This window comes from Pseudomonas sp. WS 5079, assembly GCF_012985465.1.
In the GTDB taxonomy this organism is placed as follows: Bacteria; Pseudomonadota; Gammaproteobacteria; order Pseudomonadales; family Pseudomonadaceae; genus Aquipseudomonas.
The window spans coordinates 496,045-516,439 of record NZ_JAAQWN010000003.1 but is presented as its reverse complement, the minus strand read 5'-3'; the positions used below and the strand labels follow the sequence as shown (position 1 = coordinate 516,439).

General features: G+C 63.3%; 16 protein-coding genes. 15 read left to right on the top strand and 1 reads right to left on the bottom strand.

Features of this window, described 5'->3' with window-relative positions:
- The first annotated feature begins 6 nt into the window (after positions 1–6).
- From HBO05_RS11015 to HBO05_RS11005, 3 genes are read left to right on the top strand one after another with little or no spacing between them, the layout of a single operon-like run.
- On the top strand, positions 7–795 hold the full coding sequence (locus tag HBO05_RS11015; protein ID WP_172312614.1) for an ABC transporter ATP-binding protein: 789 nt from the start codon (positions 7–9) through the stop codon (positions 793–795).
- Complete coding sequence (locus tag HBO05_RS11010) at positions 792–1,739, top strand: ABC transporter substrate-binding protein (protein ID WP_170058623.1); 948 nt, start codon at positions 792–794, stop codon at positions 1,737–1,739. Before HBO05_RS11015 ends, HBO05_RS11010 begins: the two co-directional genes overlap by 4 nt.
- On the top strand, positions 1,736–2,746 hold the full coding sequence (locus HBO05_RS11005; protein ID WP_169952094.1) for an iron ABC transporter permease: 1,011 nt from the start codon (positions 1,736–1,738) through the stop codon (positions 2,744–2,746). The genes HBO05_RS11010 and HBO05_RS11005 overlap by 4 nt, the downstream gene beginning before the upstream one ends.
- Before the next feature lie 14 nt (positions 2,747–2,760).
- On the opposite strand, the gene HBO05_RS11000 is transcribed toward HBO05_RS11005, so the two are convergent.
- The gene (locus HBO05_RS11000) at positions 2,761–8,676 is read right to left on the bottom strand and encodes a DUF4329 domain-containing protein (protein WP_172312612.1); all 5,916 of its coding nucleotides are present in this window, start codon (positions 8,674–8,676) and stop codon (positions 2,761–2,763) included.
- Between the two features lie 295 nt (positions 8,677–8,971).
- On the opposite strand from HBO05_RS11000, the gene urtA reads away from it, so the two are divergent.
- From urtA to HBO05_RS10940, 12 genes are all read left to right on the top strand, one after another.
- The gene (gene urtA / locus HBO05_RS10995; protein ID WP_169952098.1) at positions 8,972–10,237 is read left to right on the top strand and encodes an urea ABC transporter substrate-binding protein; all 1,266 of its coding nucleotides are present in this window, start codon (positions 8,972–8,974) and stop codon (positions 10,235–10,237) included.
- Positions 10,238–10,396: 159 nt separating this feature from the next.
- Positions 10,397–11,899, top strand: a complete 1,503-nt coding sequence (gene urtB / locus HBO05_RS10990) for an urea ABC transporter permease subunit UrtB (RefSeq protein WP_172312610.1) — start codon at positions 10,397–10,399, stop codon at positions 11,897–11,899.
- The gene (gene urtC, locus HBO05_RS10985; protein ID WP_170058621.1) at positions 11,899–12,978 is read left to right on the top strand and encodes an urea ABC transporter permease subunit UrtC; all 1,080 of its coding nucleotides are present in this window, start codon (positions 11,899–11,901) and stop codon (positions 12,976–12,978) included. Before urtB ends, urtC begins: the two co-directional genes overlap by 1 nt.
- A 23-nt stretch (positions 12,979–13,001) precedes the next feature.
- On the top strand, positions 13,002–13,835 hold the full coding sequence (gene urtD / locus HBO05_RS10980) for an urea ABC transporter ATP-binding protein UrtD (RefSeq protein WP_170042568.1): 834 nt from the start codon (positions 13,002–13,004) through the stop codon (positions 13,833–13,835).
- A gap of 115 nt (positions 13,836–13,950) precedes the next feature.
- Positions 13,951–14,649, top strand: a complete 699-nt coding sequence (gene urtE / locus HBO05_RS10975) for an urea ABC transporter ATP-binding subunit UrtE (protein WP_170042502.1) — start codon at positions 13,951–13,953, stop codon at positions 14,647–14,649.
- 30 nt (positions 14,650–14,679) lie between these two features.
- Entirely contained in the window at positions 14,680–15,519 is an 840-nt protein-coding gene (locus HBO05_RS10970; protein ID WP_169952104.1) for an urease accessory protein UreD, read from the top strand.
- Between the two features lie 144 nt (positions 15,520–15,663).
- Entirely contained in the window at positions 15,664–15,966 is a 303-nt protein-coding gene (locus HBO05_RS10965; RefSeq protein WP_032862374.1) for an urease subunit gamma, read from the top strand.
- A gap of 9 nt (positions 15,967–15,975) precedes the next feature.
- Positions 15,976–16,506 (top strand): GNAT family N-acetyltransferase, encoded by a 531-nt coding sequence (locus HBO05_RS10960; protein WP_172312608.1) that lies wholly within the window; start codon positions 15,976–15,978, stop codon positions 16,504–16,506.
- Between the two features lie 5 nt (positions 16,507–16,511).
- Entirely contained in the window at positions 16,512–17,045 is a 534-nt protein-coding gene (locus HBO05_RS10955) for a GNAT family N-acetyltransferase (protein WP_169952110.1), read from the top strand.
- Positions 17,042–17,347: an urease subunit beta gene (locus tag HBO05_RS10950; RefSeq protein ID WP_170042497.1), complete on the top strand. Its 306-nt coding sequence runs from the start codon at positions 17,042–17,044 to the stop codon at positions 17,345–17,347. Before HBO05_RS10955 ends, HBO05_RS10950 begins: the two co-directional genes overlap by 4 nt.
- Before the next feature lie 113 nt (positions 17,348–17,460).
- Complete coding sequence (ureC, locus tag HBO05_RS10945) at positions 17,461–19,161, top strand: urease subunit alpha (protein ID WP_170042495.1); 1,701 nt, start codon at positions 17,461–17,463, stop codon at positions 19,159–19,161.
- 99 nt (positions 19,162–19,260) lie between these two features.
- Positions 19,261–20,385, top strand: coding sequence for a HAMP domain-containing sensor histidine kinase (locus HBO05_RS10940; protein ID WP_169952116.1), 1,125 nt, complete (start codon positions 19,261–19,263; stop codon positions 20,383–20,385).
- Positions 20,386–20,395 lie beyond the last annotated feature (10 nt).

The window sequence follows — 20,395 nt, the reverse complement described above, 5'->3', positions numbered from 1 at the left end:
TTTTTGATGCCCACACTCAACCTCCACCACCTCGCCTGGTCCCCCCTGGGCCATGGCCACTGTCATCACCAGTTCCACCTGCGTGATGCCAGCCTGCAGGTGGGTGCCGGGGAGTTTGTCGGGTTGATCGGGCCCAATGGCAGCGGCAAGACCAGCCTGTTGCGCTGCGCCTATCGCTTCAGCAAGCCCGAGCAGGGTGAAGTGCATCTGGATCACCAGAACGTCTGGAAGCAATCCTCGCGCTGGTGCGCCCAGCGCATCGCCGTGGTGCTGCAGGAGTTCCCCGACGCCTTCGGCCTGCGGGTCGATGAAGTGGTCGCCATGGGCCGCACCCCGCACAAAGGGCTGTTCGACAGCGATACCCTGCACGACCACCAACTGATTCAGCACGCCCTCGAATCCGTCGGCCTGCTGGGTTTTGAGGACCATGCCTTCGCCACCCTGTCCGGCGGTGAAAAGCAGCGCGTGATCCTCGCCCGCGCCCTGGCCCAGCAGCCGCAACTGCTGATCCTCGACGAGCCGACCAACCACCTCGACCCACGCTACCAACTGGAGCTGCTGGGGCTGGTCAAGCGCCTGCAGATCGGCACCCTGGCCAGCATCCATGACCTGAACCTGGCGGCCGCCTTCTGTGATCGCCTGTACGTGATCAACCATGGCCGCATCGTCGCCAGCGGCACGCCCCACCAAGTGCTGACCGCCGAGCTGCTGCGCGAGGTGTTCGGTGTCGAGGCACTGATCGATACCCATCCACTTTCCGGCTACCCGCGAATCACCTGGATAACCCAACCATGATCCTGCGTTCCCTGCTGTGCCTTACCCTGCTGTGCGGTGCGACCCAGGCCTTTGCCGAGGCCACCCGCTACCCGTTGAAGATCCAGAGCTGCAACCGCGAGGTGATCTTCAACCAGGCCCCTGAACACGCGGTCAGCCACGACATCAACATGACCCAGATGATGCTCGCCCTGGGGCTCAAGTCGCGCATGGTCGGCTACAGCGGCGTGACCGGCTGGAAGGCGGTGACCCCGCAAATGGCCACGCTGCTCGACGGCCTGCCGGAGCTGGCGGCCAAGTACCCGTCGGTGGAAACCCTGCTCAACGCCAATGTGGATTTCTTCTTCGCCGGCTGGGACTACGGCATGCGCGTGGGGGGCGACCTCACCCCACAGACCCTGCAACCGTTGGGCATCAACGTGCTGGAGCTGACCGAATCCTGCGCGTTCGTGATGAAGCGCCCGGCAGCAACCCTGGACGACACCTATAACGACCTGCGCAACCTGGGCCGGATCTTCGACGTGCAGGACCGCGCCGACGCCCTGATCGCCCGGATGCAGGCCCAGGTCGCCGCTGTGCACAAAACCCTGCCCGCCACACAGCCACGGGTGTTCCTGTATGACAGCGGCGAAGACCGCGCCATGACCTCCGGCCGCCTGGGCATGCCCCAGGCGCTGATCGCTGCCGCTGGCGGGCGCAATATCCTCGACGATGTGGACGCCAGCTGGACCCGGGTCAACTGGGAGACCGTGGTGGAGCGCAACCCCCAGGTGATCGTGATCGTCGACTACAGCGAAATCACTGCCGAGCAGAAAATCCAGTTCCTGCTGGATAACCCGGCCCTGCAATCGGTGGACGCGATCAAGCAGCGGCGTTTTATCGTGATCCCCTACGTGCAGGCCACACCTGGGATCGACAATGTGCTGGCGGTGGAAACCCTGGCCAAGGGGTTCCACGGCCAATGATCGAGCGCCGCTATGCCCTGCTGCTCGCCGCCCTTGGCGCGGTGCTGCTGGTGTCCTGTGTGGTCTCGCTGGGCTTCGGTTCGGCACGGGTGCCGGTGGACGTGGTGTGGCGGATCCTGCTGCACAAGGCCCTGGGTATCGGGGCGGTGGACTGGTCGGTGGGCCAGGAACATATCGTCTGGCTGATCCGCGTACCGCGCATGTTGCTCGGGGCGCTGGTGGGTGCCGGGCTGGCGTTGATTGGCGCAGTCTTGCAGGCGGTCACGCGCAACCCACTGGCCGATCCGCACCTGTTGGGGGTGACCTCGGGCGCTACCCTGGGCGCGGTAATCGTAGTGCTGCATGTGGGCGAAATCATCGGCCTGCTGACCCTGCCCATCGCCGCCTTCATCGGCGCGCTACTGAGCATGCTGGTGGTGCTGGCGGTGGCCAGCCGCAATGGCCGGCTGGAGAGTGATCGCCTGTTGCTGTGCGGGGTGGCGGTGTCATTCGTGATGATGGCGGCGGCCAATCTGCTGCTGTTCATGGGCGACCATCGCGCGGCGTCGGCGGTGATGTTCTGGATGCTCGGCGGCCTGGGCCTGGCGCGCTGGGAACTGCTGGCGATCCCCAGCGCCACGGTGCTGCTGGGCCTACTGTTGCTGCTGGGCATGGCCCGCCCGCTCAACGCGCTGATGGCCGGCGAGCAGACCGCCGTGACCCTGGGCCTGAACGCGCGCAATGTGCGCCTCAAGGTGTTCTTGATTGCCTCGCTGATGACCGGCGTGCTGGTGTCGATCAGCGGCTCCATCGGGTTTGTCGGGCTGATGGTGCCGCATATCGCCCGGCGCCTGGTGGGCGCCGAGCACCGGCGCCTGTTGCCGGTGTGCGTGCTGGTGGGCAGCCTGTTCCTGGTGTGGGTCGATGTCGCCGCCCGCACCCTGATCGCCCCCGAGGACCTGCCGATTGGCGTGGCCACGGCGGCGATTGGCGGCCTGTTTTTTATTGGCCTGATGCGCAGGCGCTAAGCTCAGGCGCCGGCTTACAGCTCATCCCGGTCGCGGATGCTCAATGCTTCATCGATCTGGGTTTCTTCGGTTTGGTTGCGCGGGTCGACCTGAGCTTCCACCGTGCGCCCCTCGTTGCGCCAGAGCGCATCCCGATCCAGTACAAAAAGCTGGCCATAGCCGGTCACGCGCTTGAGGAACTCACTGGGCTGGAGCCTCACACCCAGCTGCTGGATTTGGTCTTCCATCTGCGAAAAGCTCGGAATGTATTTGAGTAGCGCCCCATCGCGAACCGACAGGTAAAGGCTTGCCGGGCGCTCTGCATGCGCACGCAACACCCGCTGGAACAAGCTCAAGAGTGCCGGGCCGACAAAGTTGTTGAGCAGCCGCTGCTCCTGGGGATCGTTGCTTTGCGAGGGCGGCATGGCGCCGTAGATCAGTTGTGCGGCGACCACTTGGTACTGCGTCGGGAACACCGGCTCAGGCACCGGGTGCTCAGTCGGTTGCACCAGCGGCTGTACCGGCCCATCTGGCCCGGTGTAAAACAGCGCCAGCTGCTGCGCCGTGTCGAGCCCGGCCACTCGCGGCAACGTAGCGACAAACGAGGTGCGCGCACGATTGCCCAATATCGCGGCAAGGTACTCCTGGCCACGATACGGCGCGAGCCTGCGCTGTACATCGCGGGCAGCATCGTCGGCATGGGAAAAGAGCGGGCCACAGGCCCGCCAGGTTTCCTCGAAACCTGGCCCCGTACCCGGTTGCCAATCGGAGGAAACCCGTGTCGTGCCAGCCCACACCCGGCCCTCGATCAACACATCCAGATTGCCCCGGGCAACCAGGCTGCGCACGTGGTCAAGCATGCGGGCATTACCCAGCAGCAACTGTTCGCGCAATACCTGCAACGAGCCGAGCGTGTCCAGTTGCTCATCGCTACTGAGGTACTGATACCTGAGCAGCGCGCCGTCCGGGCACGACAGGTAGAGGCGCAGTTTCTTGTCCTTGACAGCGTGCTGGGAGAAACGCAGGCCCGTATCAAAATCCGTGGGCAGGAAGAACGCCTGGTGCAACGGGTCTTCCGCCGGCGTCAACAGCTCATTGGTGGCGCAGAGGTAGAGACCTTCCAGGGCATACCCCTGGGGAAGCAGGCCTTGGGGGAACACCTGGCTATAGTCGCGATAGCTCGCACGCACCAGTGGCAGGCTGACCATGTAAAGCCCCAGCTTGGGCGACTTGAAAACGTAGCCGAACTGCAAGCTCTCACCGGGCCTGCACTGCTCATGGGCATAGCGCACCGCGTCCTGCTCCTGGGTGAAGAGCGGGCTGAACGGCGGGTCGGCCACGGCGTTGCGGATCAACAACGGCTCGGGCCAGACGACGTTGGCAACGAAGGGTGCTGTGATCGTGCGCGGCATGCCCCACACCACGCTACCGTCCACCACGCGCAATGTACCGGCCTGGGCCAGCCGGGTGACGAACTCGACCGGGGTCAGCGTGCCGTCGCGCATCTGCCGCTCGACAAGGTTATCCAACAGCTCGGCACGTTGCGGCTGCAATGGCTGCAGGGCTGTTTTCAACTGATCCTCAAGGGCTGTGCGGCTACGGGTGTAACTGAGTACGCAGCCGTCGGTGCCTAACAGGTACTCGCGGGTCAGATGCACGTCCCGCGACTGCAGCGATGCGCCAATCACCCGGGTGGAAAGCATATTGCGGTAGACGCTCTTTTGCGTGGCCTCCAGGGTAAACGGCAACTCCCGCGCAGCACTGGTGCGGTAACGCGCAACAATTGTATGGCCCGCCGGAAAACCTCCCACCGAGACCACCTCATCGGGGAAAATCCACTTGGGATCGAAATCTTCGCGAGGCACTTTCAAAAGTTCTGTGGCCACGAACAGGCCGTCAGGGCGCTTGAGCACCAAGCCTCCCAGCAAGCCGTTATCGTGATCACCCAGCCGTGAGCGAGCATGGCGCACTGCGTCATCCTGTTCCTGGAAAGCCGGGCCCAGGCGACGGCGGGTGAAACGCCCATAGGGACGCCATGACGTGGCGTTTTCGATGACCAGTCCCCGTCGATCCCAGCACTGGCTGCTGTATAACACCCGCAGGTCACCGGCCTTGGCGATCAGCGTGACAAACCGGCGGATATCCAGGGAGCCGTCATGCAGGCTCATGCCCTGGATCGTCACACCGGCGCCATCAATGCCCTGCTTGAGCATTGACGAAGCCTGGGGTTGATACCGCAACAAGGCGCCGTCCAGTGTTGACATATACACAGGCAATACGGCGGGCCCCGCAGAAGATCGCGGCAAATGCCGGGCATCTTCTTCGGCACGCAACAGCAACTCGGGGGTGACAAAGAACTGGGTCAACCAGGCCTCGGAAGTGTTCAGCCCCACAGGCAGCCATTGCTGTGAATACAGCAGGCCCTTGAGCACAAAGCCCTTGGCGAAGTCGCCACCGGTCAGATACCCGAAGCCCCTGGAGGAGTCGCTCAACCAACGCCCGGGCGGCTTGATCGGCAACAGCTCGCTGACCACATATTCTTCGTGTTGCGGGTGCTTGAGAATGTAGGCCGTCGCCGCCTGTGCATCCAGGTTCCTGCCGTACCAGCGAATGTGCGCATTGAGCGCCGCCGCGTCCTGGCTGTTGAAGATTGCACCAAACGCCGGGGTTTGCAGATCGATCTGGGCATACTCGAAGTTGGGCGTCCAGTCGTCGTAGACCGTGCCACGCGGCCCCCATAACTGGCTACCGACAAGCACTTGCAGATTGCCCGCATCCGCCAGGCGGGTAACGATGTCCACCGGCTTGAGCTTGCCGGTTTCCAGGCGTTCGAAGTAACCATGCTGGCCGGGCTCGCGGGTGGTGTTGCTCAGCACCAGCAACTCATTGGCCGAGCCGCTGGGGGTGTAGCCGATCAGGTTGTTCGGCGAACCGCTCAGGTAAGCCGGCAGGCGGGATTCAATCACCGCCCGGATCTCCACATCCGAGAACATCGTGGCATTGACCTCAAGGTCCGCAAGGGTCCAGTCAAGGCGCCGCTGGCGGGCCAGGTCATTGAAGGACACCGCCCCATGGGAGGCGTAGCGCCCATGAATCTCATGGCCCACCGGAGGCACCAGCGAACCACCGCCCGGTCTCGGCAGCAGCAGGTCGGAGGAAAAGCCGTCGCCATGAATAGTCACAGGTTCGGTGAATAAAAATCGCCCGTCTGGCCTTTTGAGAATGTACCCACCAAAGGCCGTCCCTCGGCGAAAGCCGATCTTCTCGTGGGCAAGGCGCGCGGCATCATCGGCCGTCAGGAATGCCGCACTCAGCAGCGTGGTCCCCGAACCCAGCGGCAGACGCTCGCCGTCATGCATCGGCCCCAGTACGTTCCATAAGTCGCCCTGCTGAATCACCGTCAACTCGCCGGCACGAATCACCCGGTGCACGAACTCCCGGGACGACAACGTACCGTCGAGCAGTGCCGCCTGGTTGCCTTTGTCAGTCACCCTCTGGCCGACCACGCTAAACAGCTCGTTGGCGGTATCGGCACTCGGCACCTGCCAATGCAGCAGCGCCCGGTCAGGGGCTTGCAGATACAACTTGAGCCCCAACCCGGCGATCTGCAGCTTGGAGGTGGCAAGAGCCTGGGTCATGACCTCCACCCATAGCGCAGGTGGGGCAAACCGCTTATACAGCCAGGCTTCATTGGCCGGCAACGGCCTCGGCTCGGACGCAAACACATTACGGTAAAGGCCAACCAGGCGATAATTGGAGGGCAGTTTCGCCTGACCGTCGGCACGGGCGGGGAACAGACTGGCCAGGGTTGTGCCTGCTGCAACCGGTAGCGTCGCGATATAGCTCGGGGCATTCTGATGCTTGAGCACAAACCCCTGGTAAGCGCCCGCCGGCATGCCATTGATATGGTTCAGGGCGATCAGCGCGGCAACTTGCCCCGTGTTGGCCTGCGGCGTAAAGAACGGCTGCTCCTGCACGGTGTCCTTGGGAATGACCGGTTCGCCGACCCGCCACCCCCTGGCGACACGACCGCGAGCGCCGCCCCAGACACGGTTGGCCAACACCACCCGCAGGTCGCCCGCATCGGCAAAATTCCAGACAGTCCCTTCAAACTCGGTGATCGGCTGGATCGGCATTTCACCGGTCAACTGCTTGAGCAGCGTCTGCTCCGCCGTTGAACCGCTGCTCACATACTTGAGCAACGAGCCCTGCGGGCCTGACAGGTAGTGGGCCGGGGCAAACTCGCGGTTACCGATGACAAACGCCTGGTCGGCAGACGAGAAAAAGCTGATAAATATCTCCACCTCATCGGCCGTGAACTGAGTGTGCAACCCCTGCTCACCGGGAGAGCCCGCCGGGTGCGAGTGGTAAAAGGCGTAGCAGTCGAAGGGAGCCGGAGCAATGAAGTAGTCATGCTCATCGGTGGCCATGATGGCGCGAAAATCAAACTGTATCGACGCACCGGCCACCGGTTCTGTGGCGAAATAACGCACGCCTTGTCGCAGCACCGCACCGCCATACTCCTTGTCGCGTCGCTCGCCGATCCGGTTGTGAGCCCAGCGCGCAGCATCATCGGCGGTGACAAAGGGCGGACTCAATACGGGTTTGGGAACCCTGGAGACGGCTCGCCACTGCGCGTCGACCGGGCCGAGCCTGTCCCAGATCTTGCCCGCCCGGATCACCGACAGATACCCGCCTGCCGCCACGCGCAGGACAAAGTCCCGAGGGCTCAGCGTACCCGCGAGCAGCGCCGAATCGATCTGGTTATCCACCACCTGACCGTCCGGCTCGACGCGAAACAGTTCAGTCTCGGCGGTCGAGAACGCGCACTTGTATTGCAACAACGCCCCATCATTGAGGTTGCGATAGAAAAACAGCTGACGCTCCGGCCCCAGCAAATCCCTGGACTGCACCCCATGGTAAAGCTGGGTCGCCAACTCCAGCGGGCTAAAAAAGTTACGGTACAGCCACGCGTCCCTGGACGGGAGGCGCAGGGGCACCGGAGGGCGTCCCAGATAGACCGCCACCCAATGGAAGCTCTCGTGTGACACGCGCTTACCATCCGAGGTGCGCGGGAACAATTGCTGGATGGACACCGGTGCGGGCCCGCCGGCCGGGGGCTCGACCAGCACATAGTCCTCTTTGTTGGCATCCTTGAGGATAAAGGCGCGTTCAGGGTTGCGTTGCTGCAATACCTCCAGCAGGGCATCAAGCCCGGCGTACACCGGCCCGCAGGCCGGCAGCTCGTAGGTGCGCGAGACAAAGGCTGTGAACGGTCGCCATTGCCTGGGCACTGTGCCTGTCGAGCCCCCCCACAACGCACTCGGAACCACGATGGACAACTGGCTGACACTGGCGGCCTTCTTGAAGAAGGTCTCCGGTTTGTTATCGGCCGGGCCATCCGCATGACCGAAGTGCAGCTTTTTATCGAGCCACACACCAAAACGCTGCTCCTCAGCCGAGCCGGTGGTGACATATTTGAGCAACCCGCCATCGGGCCCAGACAGATAAGAGGCCGAAAAAAAACCGCGCTCCAAAATAAAGATGCTCAGGTCAATATCCGAAAAAAAGCCATTCAGCCCCCTGACCTGACGCTCGGAAAACTCAGGGTTGTTCTCTTGAAAATCATCGAACGCATCGGGATGAGAGTGGTAGTCGGCCACGCACCGATAGCCTTGTGGGTGCAGATACTGGCTATTGCTGTCGACTTTCAGCACCGTCCAGTAATCGAAGGTGTAGGCCCCGCCCGCTATCGGCTCGGTGGCATAGAAGTAGCCGTCCGCCAAGCTCTCCAGGATCACCCCGCCATACTCCTTATCGCGCCGGCTGCCGATCTGTCGATGGGCATAACGCGCCGCATCATCCATGGTGACAAAGGCCGGTCCCACTGGTGGCAGTACCACATCCGACTTCAATCCGCTGCCGAACCAACCGCGTTTAGGTCGTTCCATGACATCCCCTCAAATATGCCCCGACCAGACGCTGGCCAGGGTCACGGCGATCTTTACCGTTGGCGCGAGCGCGAGGGCGCTAAATAGATATCCACCGCGCCACACGCCCTGCCCCGTTCGGGCGCACGCCACGCACCAGCACGCCCGGCAAGCCCTCACTTGGTGCAGTGCAACCGACCAGTGCAGCCCATGGCCCACATAACAAGGCAGCGCAGCCAATAGGCACAGCCTTTGCAAATGCTCTGGCAACGCCCCTATCCGCCCCCTGAAAATATTGAGTTCTGGAGACCGCACCATGAAGCGTCGCAGCTTGATCAAGGCTTTCACTCTGTCGGCATCCATTGCCGCCATGGGCCTGACCTGGACCGTCCAGGCCGCCGAGACCATCAAGGTCGGCATCCTGCACTCGCTGTCCGGGACCATGGCCATCTCCGAAACGTCCCTCAAGGACATGGCGCTGATGACCATCGACGAGATCAACGCCAAGGGCGGGGTGAACGGCAAGATGCTCGAAGCGGTGGTGGTCGACCCGGCCTCCAACTGGCCGCTGTTCGCCGAAAAGGGCCGGCAGTTGCTGACCCAGGACAAGGTCGCGGTGGTGTTCGGCTGCTGGACCTCGGTGTCGCGTAAATCGGTGCTGCCGGTGTTCGAAGAACTCAACGGCCTGTTGTTCTACCCGGTGCAATACGAAGGCGAGGAAATGTCGCCCAACGTGTTCTACACCGGCGCCGCGCCGAACCAGCAGGCGATCCCGGCAGTGGAATACCTGATGAGCGAAGAAGGCGGCAGCGCCAAGCGCTTCTTCCTGCTGGGCACCGACTACGTGTACCCGCGCACCACCAACAAAATCCTGCGCGCGTTCCTGCATTCCAAAGGCGTAGCCGACAAGGACATCGAAGAGGTCTACACCCCGTTCGGCCATAGCGATTACCAGACCATCGTGGCCAACATCAAAAAATTCTCGGCGGGTGGCAAGACCGCGGTGGTGTCCACCGTCAATGGTGACTCCAACGTGCCGTTCTACAAGGAACTGGCCAACCAGGGCCTGAAGGCGACCGAGGTGCCTGTGGTGGCGTTCTCGGTAGGCGAGGAAGAACTGCGCGGCATCGACACCAAACCGCTGGTGGGCAACCTGGCGGCGTGGAACTACTTCCAGTCGGTAGAGAACCCGGTCAACGCCAAGTTCGTCGCCGACTGGAAAGCCTACGCCAAGGCGAAAAACCTGCCGGGTGCCGACAAGGCCGTGACCAACGACCCGATGGAAGCCACCTACGTCGGCATCCATATGTGGGCGCAGGCGGTGGAGAAAGCCAAGTCCACCGACGTCGACAAAGTGCGTGAAGCCCTGGCCGGCCAGACCTTCGCCGCGCCGTCGGGCTACACCCTGACCATGGACAAGACCAACCACCACCTGCACAAGCCGGTGATGATTGGCGAGATCCAGTCCGACGGCCAGTTCTCGGTGGTGTGGCAGACCGAAGGGCCGATCCGCGCCCAGCCGTGGAGCCCGTACATCCCTGGCAATGACAAGAAGCCGGATCACGCGGTCAAGAGCAACTAAGCCCCAACCCACGAGCCCGCCCCCTGTAGGAGCTGGCTTGTCGGCGATAGCAGCGTGTCAGTGACAGATGAATCGACTGACACACCGCAATCGCCGGCAAGCCGGCTCCTACAGGGGGTAGGTGTTCACCCCGTCCGCGCATGTTCAGGACAATTTGTTATGCCCACTGCCCTCCACCGCCTCCTCCTGGCCTGCCTGCTGTTGCTGCCCCTGGCCGCACACGCCGGCGATGCCGAAGATTTCCTCGCCGCCAACCCGAGCCAACAGGCCAAGCTGTTGCAGGACTGGGCCGCCCAGCCTGACCCTGCGCGTATCGAGTTGGTCAACGCCCTGCAACAAGGCCAACTCACGGTCAACGGCGAAGCCAAGACCGTGCGCCTGAACAACCGCCTGCGCGGCCTGATCGACAACGTGCAAGCCAGCCAGCAACTGCTCGCCGCCGATCCCAAGGTGCGCCTGGCCGCCGCCCGAACCCTGCAAAAAAGCGCGCAACCGGCGCAGCTGAAATTCCTCGACCAGCAGCTCGCCAGCGAAACCCATGACCCGGTGCACAGCGCCCTGAGCCTGGCCCTGGCCAACCTGCAACTGGTCGACACCGACCCGGCCGTGCGCCTGGCTGCCGTGCGCCTGCTCGGCAGCACCGGCGACCCGCTGGCCCGCACGCGCCTGGAGGCCCTGCTGGCGCCCGGCGTGGAAGCCGACGCCGCAGTACACACCGCGGCCGAAACCAGCCTGGCCCAGGTCAAGCGCAAGCTGCTGGTGGGCGAGATCCTCGGGCAAGCCTTCAGCGGTATGTCCCTGGGCTCGATCCTGTTGCTGGCGGCCCTGGGCCTGGCGATCACCTTCGGCCTGCTCGGGGTGATCAACATGGCGCACGGCGAGATGCTGATGCTCGGTGCCTACTCCACCTATGTGGTGCAGTTGCTGATGCAGCGCTATGTGCCCCAGGCCATCGAGTTCTACCCGCTGATCGCGCTGCCGGTGGCGTTTTTTGTCACCGCCGGCATCGGCATGGCCCTGGAACGCACGGTGATCCGTCACCTCTACGGCCGCCCACTGGAAACCCTGCTGGCCACCTGGGGCATCAGCCTGATGCTGATCCAACTGGTACGCCTGCTGTTCGGCGCACAGAACGTCGAAGTGGCCAACCCGGCCTGGCTGTCGGGCGGGATCCAGGTATTGCCCAACCTGGTATTACCATACAACCGCATCGTCATCATCGGCTTTGCCCTGTGCGTGGTGGTGCTGACCTGGCTGCTGCTGAACAAGACCCGCCTGGGCCTCAACGTGCGCGCCGTCACCCAGAACCGCAACATGGCCGCCTGCTGCGGCGTGCCCACCGGGCGTGTGGACATGCTCGCCTTTGGCCTCGGCTCGGGCATCGCCGGCTTAGGCGGCGTAGCCCTGAGCCAGATCGGCAACGTCGGCCCGGACCTGGGCCAGAGTTACATCATCGACTCGTTCCTGGTGGTGGTGCTCGGTGGCGTCGGCCAACTGGCCGGCAGCGTCATGGCCGCCTTTGGCCTGGGCATCGCCAACAAAATTCTCGAACCGCAGATCGGTGCCGTACTCGGCAAGATCCTGATCCTCGCGCTGATCATTCTGTTTATCCAGAAACGCCCGCAAGGACTCTTCGCACTGAAAGGACGGGTGATCGACTGATGAACCAGCCATTGATGCTCACGGCCGCGCAAAAGGCCGGCCCCAAGGTGACGATTGCAGTGGGCGCGGTGATCCTCGCCGTGCTGCTGGCGTTGCCGCTGCTGTCGCTGCTGCCGGCCGATAACGCATTGCATGTCTCGGCCTACACCCTGACGCTGGTGGGCAAGATCCTCTGTTACGCCATCGTTGCCCTGGCCTTGGACCTGGTGTGGGGCTACGCCGGCATGCTGTCCCTGGGCCACGGCCTGTTCTTTGCCCTTGGCGGCTACGCCATGGGCATGTACCTGATGCGCCAGGCCGCCGGCAGCGAGTTGCCGGCGTTCATGACCTTCCTGTCGTGGACCGAACTGCCGTGGTATTGGCTCGGCACCCAGCACTTCCTCTGGGCCCTGTGCCTGGTGGTGTTGGCGCCGGGTTTGCTGGCGCTGGTGTTCGGCTTCTTTGCCTTCCGCTCACGGATCAAGGGCGTGTATTTTTCGATCATGACCCAGGCCTTGACCTTTGCCGGGATGCTCTTGTTTTTCCGCAACGAGACCGGCTTTGGCGGCAATAACGGCTTTACCAACTTCCGTAGCATCCTGGGGTTTGGCATCACCGAGCCGGGCACCCGCGCGGTGCTGTTCCTGGCCACGGTGCTGCTGTTGGTGGGCAGCCTGTTTATCGGCTGGCGCCTGGCCCGGAGCAAGTTCGGCCGGGTGCTGACGGCCCTGCGCGACGCGGAGAACCGCCTGATGTTCTGCGGCTACGACCCGCGCGGTTTCAAGCTGTTTGTGTGGGTGTTGAGCGCGGTGCTGTGCGGCCTGGCCGGTGCGTTGTACGTGCCGCAGGTGGGCATCATCAACCCCAGCGAAATGTCGCCGACCAACTCCATCGAGGCCGCCGTGTGGGTGGCCCTGGGCGGGCGCGGCACCCTGATCGGCCCGCTGCTGGGTGCCGGCGTGGTCAACGGCATGAAGAGCTGGTTCACCGTGGCCTTCCCGGAGTACTGGCTGTTCTTCCTGGGGGCGCTGTTCATCATCGTCACGCTGTATCTGCCCAAGGGCATCATCGGCCTGCTGAAGAAAAGGGGCGAACAATGAGAGTCACGGCAACCGACCAGTTCATGCTCGAACCGATCATCGAACCGAACCGCGACCAAGGCACCAGCCGCGACGCCATCGGCCTCGGCCAGGCCGCCGGCAAGGGCCTCAATACCCGCCACGGCACGATCCTGACCCTGGAAGACATCAGCGTCAGCTTCGATGGCTTCAAGGCCCTCAACGACCTCAACCTGTATATCGGCGTCGGCGAGCTGCGCTGCATCATCGGCCCCAACGGCGCGGGCAAGACCACCCTGATGGACGTGATCACCGGCAAGACCCGCCCCAGCCACGGCAAGGCCTGGTTCGGCGAAACCCTGGACCTGACGCGCATGAGCGAAGTGCAGATCGCCCAGGCCGGCATTGGCCGCAAGTTCCAGAAACCCACGGTGTTCGAGGCCCTGAGCGTGTTCGAGAACCTGGAGCTGGCGCAGAAGACCGACAAGTCCGTGTGGGCCAGCCTGCGGGCGCGCCTGAGCGGTGAACAGAAGGACCGCATCGATGAAGTGCTCGACACCATTCGCCTGACGACTTCGGTACAGCGCCCGGCGGGTTTACTGTCCCACGGCCAGAAGCAGTTTTTGGAAATCGGCATGCTGCTGATGCAAGACCCACAACTGTTGCTACTCGATGAACCGGTGGCCGGCATGACCGACGCCGAGACCGAGTTCACCGCCGAGTTGTTCAAGCGCCTGGCGGGCAAGCATTCGCTGATGGTGGTGGAGCACGACATGGGCTTTGTCGGCGCGATTGCCGACCATGTGACGGTGCTGCACCAGGGCAGCGTGCTGGCCGAAGGGTCGCTGGCACAGGTGCAGGAAAATGAGCGGGTGATCGAGGTGTACCTCGGTCGCTAAGCCTGATGCAATCCGCTTTATGTAGGAGCTGGCTGGCCAGCGATAGCCAGGGTGACTGACACAGCGCCATCGCAGGCAAGCCAGCTCCCACAGGGGAATTGAGGAGATTTTGAACATGCTGCAAGTCGACAAATTGCACCAGTACTACGGCGGCAGCCACATCCTGCGCGGCCTTTCGTTCGACGTGAAAGTCGGCGAAGTCACCTGCCTGCTCGGCCGTAACGGCGTGGGCAAGACCACCCTGCTCAAATGCCTGATGGGCCTGCTGCCCGCCAAGGAGGGCGCGGTGAACTGGGAAGGCAAGGCCATCACCGGGTTCAAGCCGCACCAGCGCGTGCACGCCGGTATCGCCTATGTGCCCCAGGGCCGCGAGATTTTCGGGCGGCTGACCGTGGAAGAAAATCTGTTGATGGGCCTGTCGCGCTTTCCGGGCTCTGAAGCCAAGGAAGTCCCCGCGTTTATCTACGAACTGTTCCCGGTGTTGCTGCAAATGAAGCATCGGCGCGGCGGCGACTTGTCCGGTGGTCAACAACAGCAGTTGGCGATTGGCCGTGCGCTGGCCAGCCGTCCGCGCCTGTTGATCCTCGATGAGCCCACCGAAGGCATCCAGCCCTCGGTGATCAAGGAGATCGGCGCGGTGATCAAGAAGCTCGCAGAACGCGGCGACATGGCGATTTTGCTGGTGGAGCAGTTCTACGACTTCGCCGCCGAACTGGCCGATCAATACCTGGTGATGTCACGGGGGGAAATCGTCCAGCAGGGCCGCGGAGAAAATATGGAGGCCGAGGGTGTACGCGGCCTGGTTACCATCTAATCTGTAGCGTCTCGTTGATAAGCCCTGACCATGACCGTTCCTGCCCCCACCGCTCTGTTCACCCCCAGTTGGCACGCCGCGCTGGAGTTGGGTTATGCACGCTTTGGCGCCAGCACGCGCCCGGTGCTGCGCCGCCACCTGGGCCCGCTGCGGGTGCAAAAGCACCTGTATGCCGAAGGCCCCGAGGTGTGCCAGCACATCATCGTGCACCCGCCGGGCGGGATTGCCGGGGGCGATCGCCTGGAGATCACCGCCCACCTGGCTGAGGGCGCGTGGGCGCAACTGACCAGCCCCGGCGCCGCCAAGTGGTACCGTGCCAGCGGGCCGGCCTACCAGCAGGTGGCCTTGACGGTCGAGGCCGGCGCCACCCTGGAGTGGCTGCCCCAGGAAACCATCGTGTTCAGTGCGGCCCAGGCCGAACTCAGCACCCGCATCGACCTGCACGGCGACGCCCGGCTGCTGTACTGGGACGTGGTGGCGCTGGGGCGCCCGGCCAGCGGCGAACGTTTCGACCGTGGGCACTTCCAGTCGCACCTGGATATCCGTCGCGACGGCCAGTTGCTCTGGCATGAACGCCAACGCATCGTCGGCGACGACGGCCTGCTCGACTCGCCGATTGGCCTGGATGGGCAGCCGGTGTTCGCCACGTTGCTGGTGAGCGGGGAAATCGATACCGAACTGCTTGAACAATGCCGAGCGCTGCCGCATGCAGTGCGTGGCGACCTGACCCAACTGCCGGGTTTGCTGGTGGCGCGCTGCCTGGCCAGCGAGACGTTACTGGCGCGGGCCTGGTTGATTGATCTGTGGCGGCTGTTGCGCCCGGCATTGCTGGGGCGTGAGGCCATACCACCAAGAATTTGGAACACATGAGATCAAAATGTGGGAGCGGGCTTGCTCGCGAATGCGGTGTATCAGTCAGCATATCCATTACTGACCCACCGCATTCGCGAGCAAGCCCGCTCCCACATTGGACCTGTGTTGTTAATAATTGTTTTTCAAAACGGACTGCTGACCATGGACCTGACCCCAAGGGAAAAAGACAAGCTGCTGATCTTCACCGCAGGCCTGGTGGCCGAGCGCCGCCTGGCGCGTGGGGTGAAGCTCAATTACCCGGAAACCATCGCCTACATCTCCGCGGCCCTGCTCGAAGGCGCGCGCGACGGGCGCACCGTGGCCGACCTGATGCACTTTGGCACCACCCTGCTCAGCCGCGAGCAAGTGATGGAAGGCATCCCGGAGATGATCCCGGATATCCAGGTCGAAGCCACCTTCCCCGACGGCACCAAACTGGTGACCGTCCACCAACCCATCGCCTGAGGCCCGGCCATGTCCTTGCTGATTCGTGACGCGGTGCACGGCGATCTGCCGGCGATCCGCGATATCTACAACGATGCCGTGCTCAACACCACGGCCATCTGGAACGATCAACCGGTGGACCTGGGCAATCGCCAGGCCTGGTTCAGCGCACGCCAGGCGCAGTTTTATCCGATCCTGGTGGCGGTGGAGGCCGAGCAGGTGCTCGGCTATGCCTCGTTCGGCGACTGGCGGCCCTTCGACGGCTTTCGCCACACCGTCGAGCATTCGGTGTACGTGCGCAACGACCAACGCGGCAAAGGCCTGGGCCCGCTGCTGATGCAGGCCCTGATCGAACGCGCCCGGGCGTGCGACAAACACGTGATGGTTGCCGCCATCGAAAGCGGCAACCAGGCCTCGATCCGCCTGCACGAACGCCTGGGCTTTGGCATCACCGGGCAGATGGCCCAGGTGGGCACCAAGTTTGGCCGCTGGCTGGACCTGACCTTTATGCAACTGCTGCTCAGCCCCGGCGCCCAGCCGCCGGCGGTCCACAAGGAGTAACACCGATGAATGCTGCCCAACTGCGTCGAGTCAATGCTGAAAGTTTTGCCCATTACCGCCTGGGTTTGATTGAGCTGTTGCTGGACGCGGTGAAGCATGGCGCTTCGGTAGGTTTCATGGCCGACTTCGATGATGCCCAGGCCCGCACCTATTTGAGCGGTGTGCAGGCGAGTATCGAGGAGGGCAGCCTGCTGCTCTGGGTAGTGGTGCGCGACGAGCAAGTGATCGCCAGTGTGCAATTGGCGTTGTGCCTCAAAGCCAACGGCCTCAACCGCGCCGAAGTGCAAAAACTGCTGGTGCACAGCAGCGCCCGCCGCCATGGCCTGGGCCAGCAACTGATGAGCGCTCTGGAACTCGCCGCCCGCCAGCACAAACGCGGCCTGCTGTACCTGGACACCGAGGCCGGCTCCGGTGCCGAAGCCTTCTACCAGGCGCTGCGCTACACAAAAATCGGCGAGTTGCCGGACTACTGCCAAAGCCCGGACGGGCACTACAGCCCGACCGCCATCTACTTCAAGACCCTGGGGCAACCTGCATGATTCCTGGTGAATATCAGATCCAGCCTGGTGAAATCGAACTCAACGTGGGCCGCCGCACGGTCACCCTGAACGTGGCCAACAGCGGCGACCGTCCGATCCAGGTGGGTTCCCATTACCATTTTTTCGAGACCAATGACGCGCTGACCTTTGACCGCGCCCTCAGCCGCGGCATGCGCCTGAACATCCCGGCGGGCACGGCGGTGCGCTTTGAACCGGGGCAGAGTCGCGAGGTGGAGTTAGTGGAGCTGGCAGGGTTGCGCCGGGTGTTCGGGTTTGCCGGGAAGATCATGGGTGATCTTTAGGGCCTCATCGCAGGCAAGCCAGCTCCCACATGGGAATGCACTTCAAATGTAGGAGCTGGCTTGCCGGCGATAGCGGTTTCACATTCAACACATATTTTCCAGGGTTCACACACATGAAAATCAGCCGCCAAGCCTACGCCGACATGTACGGCCCCACCGTCGGTGACAAGGTCCGCCTCGCCGACACCGAACTGTTCATCGAAGTGGAGCAGGACTTCACGGTTTATGGCGAAGAAGTGAAGTTCGGCGGCGGCAAAGTCATCCGCGATGGCCAGGGCCAAAGCCAACTGCTCGCCCATGAAGTGGTGGATACGCTGATCACCAACGCGCTGATCATCGACCACTGGGGCATCGTCAAGGCCGACGTTGGCTTGAAGAATGGCCGCATCCACGCCATTGGCAAGGCCGGTAACCCGGACATCCAGCCCGGCGTGACCATGGCCATCGGCGCCAGCACCGAAGTGATCGCCGGTGAAGGCATGATCCTTACCGCCGGCGGCATCGACTCACATGTGCATTTCATCTGCCCGCAGCAGATCGAAGAGGCGCTGACCAGCGGCGTCACCACCATGATCGGCGGCGGCACCGGCCCGGCCACCGGCACCAATGCCACCACCTGTACTTCAGGCCCGTGGCACCTGGCGCGCATGCTGCAAGCCAGCGACTCATTCCCGATGAACATCGGCTTTACCGGCAAGGGCAATGCCAGCCTGCCCGAGCCGCTGATCGAGCAGGTCAAGGCCGGCGCCATCGGTTTGAAGCTGCACGAAGACTGGGGCACCACGCCCGCCAGCATCGACAACTGCCTGAGCGTGGCCGATGAGTACGATGTGCAGGTGGCGATCCACAGCGACACGCTCAACGAGTCGGGCTTCGTCGAAACCACCCTCGCCGCGCTCAAGGGGCGCACCATCCACACCTATCACACCGAGGGTGCCGGTGGCGGCCACGCGCCGGACATCATCAAGGCCTGCGGTTTCCCTAACGTACTGCCCAGCTCCACCAACCCGACGCGGCCGTTCACCCGCAACACCATCGACGAGCACTTGGACATGTTGATGGTCTGCCATCACCTGGACCCGAGCATTGCCGAAGACGTGGCGTTCGCCGAAAGCCGCATCCGCCGCGAAACCATCGCCGCCGAAGATATCCTGCACGACCTTGGCGCCTTCTCGATGATCAGCTCCGACAGCCAGGCCATGGGCCGCGTGGGCGAAGTGATCACACGCACCTGGCAAACCGCCGACAAGATGAAGAAACAACGCGGGCCACTGCCTGGCGACGGCGCGGGCAACGACAACTTCCGCGCCAAGCGCTACATCGCCAAGTACACCATCAACCCGGCGATCACCCACGGCATCAGCCATGAAGTGGGCTCCATCGAAGTCGGCAAATGGGCCGACCTGGTGTTGTGGCGCCCGGCGTTCTTCGGCATCAAGCCCACCCTGATCCTCAAGGGCGGGGCGATTGCGTCCAGCCTGATGGGCGATGCCAATGCGTCAATCCCCACCCCGCAGCCGGTGCACTACCGCCCGATGTTCGCCAGCTTCGGCAGCTCGCTGCACGCCACCAGCCTGACGTTTATCAGCCAGGCGGCGCTGGCAGAGGGCCTGCCGCAGGCCTTGGGCCTGAAGAAGCAGATCGCGGTGGTCAAGGGTTGCCGCCAGGTGCAAAAGAGCGACTTGATCCACAACGACTACCTGCCAGATATCGAGGTCGATCCGCAGACCTACCAGGTCAAGGCCGATGGCGAGCTGTTGTGGTGCGAGCCGGCGGACGTGCTGCCGATGGCCCAGCGTTACTTCCTGTTCTGACCGTTCATCGGCAGGCACCTGCTGTGCCAGTGAAGCCGGGAGACGTTGGCGCTACGATGCGCGACGTTTGTTCACTGTCTTGCACTTGGGAACCTGGCTATGCGCCTATCCGAATTCATCGTGTTGCATGCCGACCGAATCGTCGATGAATGGGAACAGTTTGCCGAAACCCTGACCCCGGCCGCCGAAACCCTGAACCGCGCGCAACTGCGCGACCACGCCCGTTCGATCCTGCTGGCCGCCGCGCGGGACATGAACACCCGCCAGAGCGCCAGCGAACAGGCGGCCAAGGCCAAGGGCGAAGGCCCGGAAAAGACCCCGAGCCTGGACGAAGCGGCCGCCAGCCATGGCGAACTGCGCCATACCGTGGGTTTTGACCTGGTGCAGATGACCTCCGAGTTCCGCCACCTGCGCGCCTGTGTGATTCGCCTGTGGGTCAATAGCCTGGAATCGCCGGACCTGGACTATTTCCAGGACATGATCCGCTTCAACGAAGCCATCGACGAAGCCCTGGCCGAATCCACGGCGGCCTACGCCGAGCAGGTCAATCGCTCGCGGGATATTTTCCTCGCCATCCTCGGCCACGACCTGCGCGCGCCCTTGCAGGCGGTGAAGATGTCCACCGAGATGTTGTTGCGCAAAGCTGCGTTGGACAGCAACGGTTTGAGCCTGCTGGGCAATATCCAAAATGGTGCGCGGCACATGGAGGCGATGGTCAGCGACCTGTTGGAGTTTGTCCGCAGCCGACTGGGCAGCAGCCTGCCTATCGAGCCCAAGCCGATGAACCTGGCCGATGCTGCCAAAGAGGCCATCAATGAAGCGTGCGCAGGCCGCCCGGACTGCCGGGTTCACCTGCACATCGACGGGGAAACCCAAGGGCTGTGGGATCGCGGGCGCATTGATCAACTGCTGCAGAACCTGATCGGCAATGCATTGCAGCACGGCCTCAACAGCCAGGCGGTGACCCTGAGCCTGGACGGCACGCCCGACAGCGTGGAACTGCGCATGCACAACTACGGCCAGCCGATTCCCCAGGCGGCGCTGGGCACCGTGTTCGACCCGCTGGTACGCAGCGCCAACGAAGAGCTGGGCAGCAACTCGACCAGCCTCGGGCTGGGCTTGTTTATCGTCAAGGAAGTGGTGCAGGCCCATGGGGGCACGATTGAAGTGACGTCCAGCGAGGCGGCGGGCACCACGTTTACCGTAGTGCTGCCGCGCCAGTAGACACCACCGA